At 65.1% G+C, this 4,865-nt stretch carries 5 protein-coding genes; all 5 read left to right on the top strand.

Going from position 1 to position 4,865, the window contains the following annotated elements:
* The first annotated feature begins 389 nt into the window (after positions 1-389).
* Complete coding sequence (locus AC1DYI_RS26645; RefSeq protein WP_477207143.1) at positions 390-2,075, top strand: FAD-dependent oxidoreductase; 1,686 nt, start codon at positions 390-392, stop codon at positions 2,073-2,075.
* A 29-nt stretch (positions 2,076-2,104) separates the two neighbouring features.
* Complete coding sequence (locus AC1DYI_RS26650; protein ID WP_477207144.1) at positions 2,105-2,365, top strand: UBP-type zinc finger domain-containing protein; 261 nt, start codon at positions 2,105-2,107, stop codon at positions 2,363-2,365.
* A gap of 407 nt (positions 2,366-2,772) precedes the next feature.
* The gene (locus tag AC1DYI_RS26655; RefSeq protein ID WP_477207145.1) at positions 2,773-3,669 is read left to right on the top strand and encodes a hypothetical protein; all 897 of its coding nucleotides are present in this window, start codon (positions 2,773-2,775) and stop codon (positions 3,667-3,669) included.
* Positions 3,670-4,179: 510 nt separating this feature from the next.
* Positions 4,180-4,407, top strand: coding sequence for a hypothetical protein (locus tag AC1DYI_RS26660; RefSeq protein WP_477207146.1), 228 nt, complete (start codon positions 4,180-4,182; stop codon positions 4,405-4,407).
* On the top strand, positions 4,400-4,865 hold a 466-nt coding region (locus AC1DYI_RS26665), incomplete at its 3' end, for an ATP-binding protein (RefSeq protein WP_477207147.1). The genes AC1DYI_RS26660 and AC1DYI_RS26665, both read left to right, overlap by 8 nt.

Below are 4,865 nucleotides of genomic sequence, written 5' to 3' on the forward strand. Positions count from 1 at the left end.
GTCTGGGCCTGCGTGTGGCAGACCCGCTCGCATTCCTGGGCGCCCGCATGAGCAGTGGCTGCAAGGGTGAGCATGATCGTGATGCCGATGCATCGCATGAGTTGGGGCCTTTGCCGATGGAGGACCGGCCCATCGTATTCGAGGCATGCTGGCCGACCTGTTGCGTCCCCTTTCGCCGGCAGAGCTGCCGCTCACCAGGAGAGTCGGAAGCACGAAATGGCACTTTCGCCATTGGCATCGAACGTGCCTCCAGCCGGCTCCAAGAGTGCGTCATTTACCTGGCCTCGCCCTCCTCCATAGGCCCATCGCACGCCAGCAGCACTGTGGGTTACTTCCCGTGATGCCACCAACCGTCGTCTAATCTCCCATCKCCCACCACGGGATTCGCGATGGCAGATGACGCACCCAGCGAGCTCTTGTCTCGCCGCCACCAGATGTTTCCGATGCTAAGCGAGGCTGAACTGGCGCGGGTGCGCCGATTCGGCGCGTTGCAGACRCACCCGCGCGGAACGCGCCTGGTCACTGCGGGAGAGCCCAGTCCGGGCATGTTCGTGGTGCTCAAGGGCATCCTCGCGGTCAGCCAGCGCGACGGCTTGGGTCATGTCACGCCCATCGTGCGCCATGGCCGCGGTCACTTCATGGGCGAGGTGGGCACTCTCTCGGGCAGGCCTGCGTTGGTCGACGGCATCGCCGAGGAGGATGTCGAGGCTCTGCTACTGACGCCAGGTCAGCTGCGAGCGCTCATCGTCGCCGAGGCCGATCTCGGCGAGCGCCTGGTTCGCGCATTGATCCTTCGGCGCGTAGCGCTCATAGAAGCCGGCGCCAGTGGACCAGTGTTGATCGGCGATCCGATGTCTGCCGACTTGTTGCGCCTGCAGAGCTTTCTGCGACGCAACGGCGAGCCCTACCACGTGGTCGATGCACGGCAGGAGGACGGCGCGGCAGCGATGATGGAGCAATACGGCGCGGCCCCAGGCGAGCCCCTGGTCGTGTGTCCCGACGGCTCAGTGTTGCTCAACCCAGCCGAGAACGCGCTGGCACGCTGCATCGGCATGATCGATACGGTGGACCACGACGAACTGTTCGACGTGGCCGTGGTGGGCGCTGGGCCGGCTGGGCTGTCAACAGCCGTCTACGCGGCCTCTGAGGGTCTGCGCGTCGTCGTCCTGGATTGCCGAGCCTATGGCGGCCAGGCAGGTGCCAGCGCGCGCATCGAGAACTACCTCGGCTTCCCCACCGGGATCTCCGGCGCTGCCTTAGCGGGCCGGGCATTCGTGCAGGCACAGAAGTTCGGTGCCGAGTTGCTGATTCCGGCCGAGGCGCAGTCGCTGGAGTGCGCACGAGCGGGGCCTGAGCGCGAACTGATCGTCCGGCTCGGTGACGGGCGCAGCCTGCGGGCCCGCACTGTAGTCGTCGCCAGTGGCGCCCGCTACCGCCGGCCCGATGTGCCGCGCCTGGGCGAGTTTGAAGGACGGGGCATCTGGTACTGGGCATCGGCGATAGAGGCCACGATGTGCGCAAAGACCGAGGTGGTGCTCGTGGGTGGTGGCAACTCCGCTGGCCAGGCGGCGGTGTTCCTGTCGCAGCACGCCTCCAGGGTCCACGTGCTGATTCGTGGCGCAGGCTTGGCGGCCAGTATGTCGCGCTACCTCATCGACCGCATCGAGGCCACGCACAACATAGAGTTGCGGCCACGCACCGAGATCATCCACTTGCACGGCGATGCGGCGACTGGCCTGAGCGGCGTGTCGTGGCGCGACCACCTCAGTGGCCGCGAAGAGGATCGGCCACTGCGCCATGTGTTCCTCTTTGTTGGCGCGGATCCGGAAACCCGCTGGCTGGAGGGCTGTCATGTGAAGCTCGACAGCCATGGCTTCGTGCTCACCGGATCCGCCTTGGCCGCGCCGGCTGATGAGCACCAACCGGCGACGCTGGAGACCAGCGTTCCTGGCGTTTTCGCTGTCGGTGACGTGCGCTCGGGCTCGGTCAAGCGGGTGGGCGGCGCGATCGGTGAAGGCGCCGCGGCCGTGGCGCAGATTCACCAATACTTGGCGGTGGCAAGCGAGGCCGCTTGACTCTTCAATTCAGTTCGGAGCCGTTTCAGATGTCGATCAAGTCATGCAACCATGTGCCTGCCTTACAGCAACCCGCGGCGTCAACAGGTTGCGAGGAGTGTCTGGCCATGGGTGACACCTGGGTGCACCTGCGGCTGTGCGTCCACTGCGGTCACGTGGGCTGCTGCGACTCGTCGAAGAACAAGCATGCCACGCGTCACTCTGCAACCACCGGGCACGCGGTGATTCGGTCGCTGGAGCCGGGCGAGACCTGGTTGTGGTGCTATGAGCACCAGCGGCAAGTCGGGTAGCGCGGACGGTCGACCAGTTCGAAGCCTGCACTTCACCTCGCTCGATGGCCTCGCGGCCGGCAATCCCTTGTAGTGGGGTGGCATCTTGGATGATGACGCACCAGGACCTTTGCCGCGCGCCAACGGCGGCGACAAGGAGCATCACAGACGGGTGTGGGTCCCGTCGAGATCCAGGCCATCGAGAAGATGGTTGCAAGGCCAGGCCTGTCGCCCCAATGGCTACTGCTCGTTTCTGGCACTCGGGCCCCTCCCGGGGCTCAATAGTCGGTTGGCGCCTTGACTCATGTTGAGTTCGTCCCGACACCCACCGCTGCGCATGTCGACAGGGATGATCCCATCGCGGTGGACTAAAGTCCGGCGGCGCAATAGTGCTTGCGCATCGACCCCAATCCAATCTGGAGTATGCGATGAAGTCATTTCTTGCGCTGGTCCCGCTCCTGGCGTCGGCGTTCCTTTCTGCCTTGGCTCCCAGCGCAGCCTCGGCGGCCTCCACCCCACAGGGCTTCACTGGCGTCTTCGGCGGCGGTCCGCTCTACATCACCTCGAAGGGCGCTTCGGCCAACATCACCGAGTTGCAAAACTCCGGCTTCACCGAAGTCATCGTCTGGAGCGTCGAAGTCAAACCCAACGGCGACCTCAACCTGAACGGCGAATTTCCGCTGACCTCCGGCGGCGTCTACGTGGGCGGCCAGACCTATCCCGACTTCGCTTCTGACATGAGCCGCCTCAAGCAAGGAAAAGTCCGGCGCGTGACATTCAGCATCGGCTCGTCCAACGTTGGGGACTGGCAAGATATCGCGGCGCTCGTGCGTAGCCAGGGCACCGGACCCGATAGCATCCTCTACAAGACCTTTGCAGCGCTCAAGGCCGCGATCCCTGCGATCGACGCCATCGACTTCGACGACGAGAACAGCTTCGATCTCGCGACCACGGTGAAGTTCGGAGTCATGTTGGGGAAACTGGGCTACCACGTGATGCCCGACCCGTACTTCAACGCCGCCTACTGGACGCAGGTCGTCTCGAAGATCAACGCGAAACGGCCCGGCACCGTAGATGGCGTGCACCTGCAGACTTATGCCGGGGGTTCCGGCAACAGCCCCTGCCAAGGCTGGGACTTTGGCAGCGTGCCGGTCTTCCCGTACGTGTGGGATCGCGACAAGACGCCCAACCAGACGTATCAGCAGATGGATGCCTGGCATACCGAATGCGGCATCCTCGGCGGAGGCCTTTGGCTGTACGACGACTTCGTCGGCACCGGTGAAGCCGCGCAGTACGCCAAGGCGGTGAACCGCGGCGTCAAATAGGGGCGTCAGCGCGCGTTCACTCGTCAAGCGGCTGGGTAGGTCTGGCCCATGTCCGGAGTGGGGCGACGTCGGGCGCCCGCCGCAGCTTCATGTACGCGCGCGACCTCGCTGACCCCGATGACCACCTGTGGGGTGCGTTCTGGATGGATTCGACGGCCATGCCGGCGTCTGGCCAGAAGAGCTGATGCCAGCTGGCGGGCAGCGCGGCAACCGCGCGGAGCCGGCGTGTGCAGTGCGCACCGTTGGCGCGCCACAACGCGGTACACCCGTTCCACTTGCGCACTCGCGCCGCCACCCGCATCATTCGCGCCCATTGCTGAAGGCGCATACGACTGCGCCCGCATGACGGAGATCCCAGTTATGTCCTCCCTGTTCATTTCGACCATCGACTGAACACGGTTCCCGAGCCCCGGCTGAACCGTGTCTGTTCACAGATACGGCCTCAGACCGCGCGGCGAGCAAAGCCCCGCAGCCACCTTTGAGCCGGGGCTTTTGCTTTTCGGAAACCGAATGAGTGCACAACTCCGTTCCCGCGCCCTCCAGGAGGGGCGGGTCAAGGCCCTGCGCCGCCTGAAACAGCCGATGACGCTGGTGCTCGAAACGAGCCCCGGTTCGCATGAACTCGGCCAGCGTGGCTTGCGTGGCGAAGGCCAACACATCCAAAGCCGCGGCGCCCAGCGCCGTGCAGACCGCGTGGCGCTGCAGGCGCTGTTGCGACGGGAGGATTGGGATGAATGAATTGAATGAACCGCGCGAGGACCTTCGCGAACAGTTGGCGCAAAGAAACCGCCAGCTGCAGGAGATCGCCGCCCAGCTCAAGACCGAGCTGTTCGGCATCGACACCATCATCGACCGCGTCATCGATTCGGTGCGTGCCTGGTACGTGCTGCCCGAGCTCGTCTCGCGGCCCGTCATCGTCTGCCTCTGGGGCCTGACGGGCACCGGCAAGACCCAGCTGGTGCGTCGCCTGGCACAGCTGCTGGGCTTCTACGACCGCTTCGTCGAAGTGCAGATGGACGGCTTCTCGAACGGCGCCAGCTGGCGCGGGGCGCAGAGCATCTCGGGCATGCTGGAGAAGTCCGGCGTGCGCGAGGGCGAGCCGGGCATCCTCGCGCTCGATGAGTTCCAGCGCTTTCGCACCATCGACAACAAGCGCGCCGAGCTGCGCGTCGAGCGCTACCAGGACGTCTGGGCCC

It is taken from the genome of Ideonella sp. P3_A4 (genome assembly GCF_056403075.1).